The sequence below is a fragment of the Stenotrophomonas sp. PS02289 genome (assembly GCF_029960115.1).
Taxonomy (GTDB): domain Bacteria; phylum Pseudomonadota; class Gammaproteobacteria; order Xanthomonadales; family Xanthomonadaceae; genus Stenotrophomonas.
The window spans coordinates 1-2,738 of sequence record NZ_JASCOZ010000293.1; the positions used below are offsets into that span (position 1 = coordinate 1).

Below are 2,738 nucleotides of genomic sequence, written 5' to 3' on the forward strand. Positions count from 1 at the left end.
GGGCCCGACCGCGCGCGGGTGCAGCCGCACGCGCGGCGGCCGGCGCGGCCGTCGACGCGGCGACCGGACGCGTGGCCTGGCCTTCCAGTTTGAACAGCGCCACCGCATCGGTCAGATGGCCGGCCTGTTCTTCCATGGCACGCGCGGCGGCGGTGGCTTCCTCCACCAGCGCGGCATTCTGCTGGGTGGTTTCGTCCATCTGCACCACGGTCTGGTTGACCTGCTCGATGCCGGCGGACTGTTCCTGCGAGGCCGCGGAGATCTCGGCCATGATGTCGGTGACGCGCTGCACGGAGGCGACGATCTCGCCCATGGTGCTGCCGGCCTGGCTGACCAGTGCGGAGCCTTCGGCGACCTTGTCGACCGACTCGTCGATCAGGGTCTTGATTTCCTTGGCGGCACTGGCCGAGCGCTGGGCCAGGGTGCGCACTTCGGAGGCGACCACGGCAAAGCCGCGGCCCTGTTCGCCGGCACGGGCAGCTTCGACCGCTGCGTTCAGCGCCAGGATGTTGGTCTGGAAGGCAATGCCGTCGATGACCGAGATGATCTCGGCGATCTTCTTCGACGAGGTCTCGATGGCGCTCATCGTGGTGACCACCTGGCCGACCACTTCGCCGCCCTGGGTGGCGACGCTGTGCGCGCCGATCGCCAGCTGGTTGGCCTGGCGGGCATGCTCGGCGTTCTGACGCACGGTGGAGGTGAGTTCCTCCATCGAGGCGGCGGTTTCTTCCAGATTGGCGGCCTGCTGCTCGGTACGGCGCGACAGGTCGTTGTTCCCGGAGGCGATTTCGCCGGCGGCGGTGCTGATGCTGCCGGTGGCCTGCTGGATGCGGCTGACGATCTGGGTCAGCTGGGCGACGGTGGTGTTGGCATCGTCGCGCATGGCGGCGAACACGCCGTGGAACTCGCCGTGCATGCGTGCGGTGAGGTCGCCACCGGCGATGGACTGCAGCAGGTGCGAGAGCTGGTTGAGGTTGCCGTCGGCCACTTCCATCATGGTGTTGAGGTTTTCAATCATCACCCGGAAGTCGTGCTCGAAGCGCAGCGCGTCGCCGCGCTGGCTGAAGTCACCGGCAGCGGCCGCGCGAGCCAGCGACTGGATCTGGGTGTTGATGGCAAGCAGGCTGGCCTTGGCGGCATCCATCGACTCATGCAGGATCGCGCGGGTGCCCGGCAGACGACGGGCGTCGCGCGAGAGGTCGCCGGCGGCGTACTCGTTGAGCACGGCGATGGCGTCCTTGATGGCGTCCAGGTGCTCGAAGATGACGGTGTTGGTGCCAACGGCCAGTTCGCCATACACGCCGGGGAAGTCGATCGGCATGTGGTGCGAGATATCCGGGCCGGCATGCATTTCGGCCATCTTGCGGGTTTCATCGGAGTAGCGGCGCAGCATGGCGGTCATTTCGCCGGTGGCCACGAGCATCTGGCCGACTTCGTCGTTGCTGGTGGCGCGGGTGCTGACGCTGAGGTCGCCGCGGGCGACGGACTTGATCGCGTGCACGGCCTGGCCGAGCGGACGGGTGATGGCGCGGGCGATGACGACGCCGGCACCGATGGCGAGCAGGGTCAGCAGCACGACGGTGGTGATGATGGCGACGACGCTGCTGTGGTGGGTGGCGTTGGCTTCGTCGATGCGCGACTGCATCAGCTTGCTGCTGAAGGACCCAAGGGTCTTGAGGTCGTCGAACATCTTGCGACGGGCAGGACGCGAGCGATCATCGGAGATCTGCTGGGCGAGCACACCGTCGCCGGCGGCGATGGCGGCGCGCATGTCGGTATTGGCGGCGAAGTAGGCCTCGAGGTCGGTGGCGACGTGGCTGTACAGCTTCTTCTCTTCCTCGCCGGCCGGCAGCTTGGCGTACGCGGCGAGTTCGTCGCGTGCGTCCTTGGCGGTGGTGTCCATGCGCTTGTTGTAGTCGGCCACCTTGTCGGCCTGGTCAAGCATGCTCAGCTGCGCCAGTTCGTACGTACGGAATTCACCGAGCAGGGAACGCACCTCGCCGAGATGTTCAACGGACGGAATGTCATTGCTGGCCATGCCGGCCAACTGGGCATTGGCCCCATTGAGCCGTACGAGGGCGAACACGCCCAGCGCGATGGTCATCAAGGTGGTGAGGGCGAACCCGACCGCGAGCTTGCGGGCGATGGGCAGATCGTAGAACCACTTCATACTGTGAACTCCGGACGAGGCGGGGCGCGCAGCTGTGGGGGCGCTGGGCGAGGGGGCTTGGATGCAGGTGCGACACGGAACATGACAGTGTTCCTTCACCATCTCTCCGGTTAGCGGCGTCTTCACGGCCAGACTTTAGTGTTCCGCATCACGTTGTTTTTGTGATGTCCGTCGGAGGGGGTTTTGTTGTGATTGCACGATCTACGTAGAGCCGGGCTCTGCCCGGCTGCTGTTGGTTTTGGGCGAACAGCCTTTGGTTCACAGGGTCCCTGGGTTGGCGGATCGGGATGGGCGTTCCGGGGGACGCTGCAAGTACGTCCATGTAAGCTCGATCGCCGCATCCATGCGGCTCACGCCCCCTCCAGCCCACCCCGAGCCGCCATCGACAGCGCGTCGGTGGCCCATGGGAATGCCAGATCAAGTGCGGCTTTTCCCGCTTTTGATCTTCCGTGGCCGCCGACCCACTTTCGAGGGGTCGGGGGATGGGGGGTACGGGACCGTGAAGGCACATGGATGTGCCGCCCGAGCCTAACTGGAGATTTAAGGCGTGTCCCGTACCCCCCATCCC

Annotated in this window: 1 protein-coding gene; it reads right to left on the bottom strand. The window is 66.0% G+C overall.

The features are described from left to right. A partial coding sequence (locus tag QMX83_RS21080; protein ID WP_282298578.1) for a methyl-accepting chemotaxis protein occupies nt 1-2,170 on the bottom strand: 2,170 nt, incomplete at its 3' end. Nucleotides 2,171-2,738 lie beyond the last annotated feature (568 nt).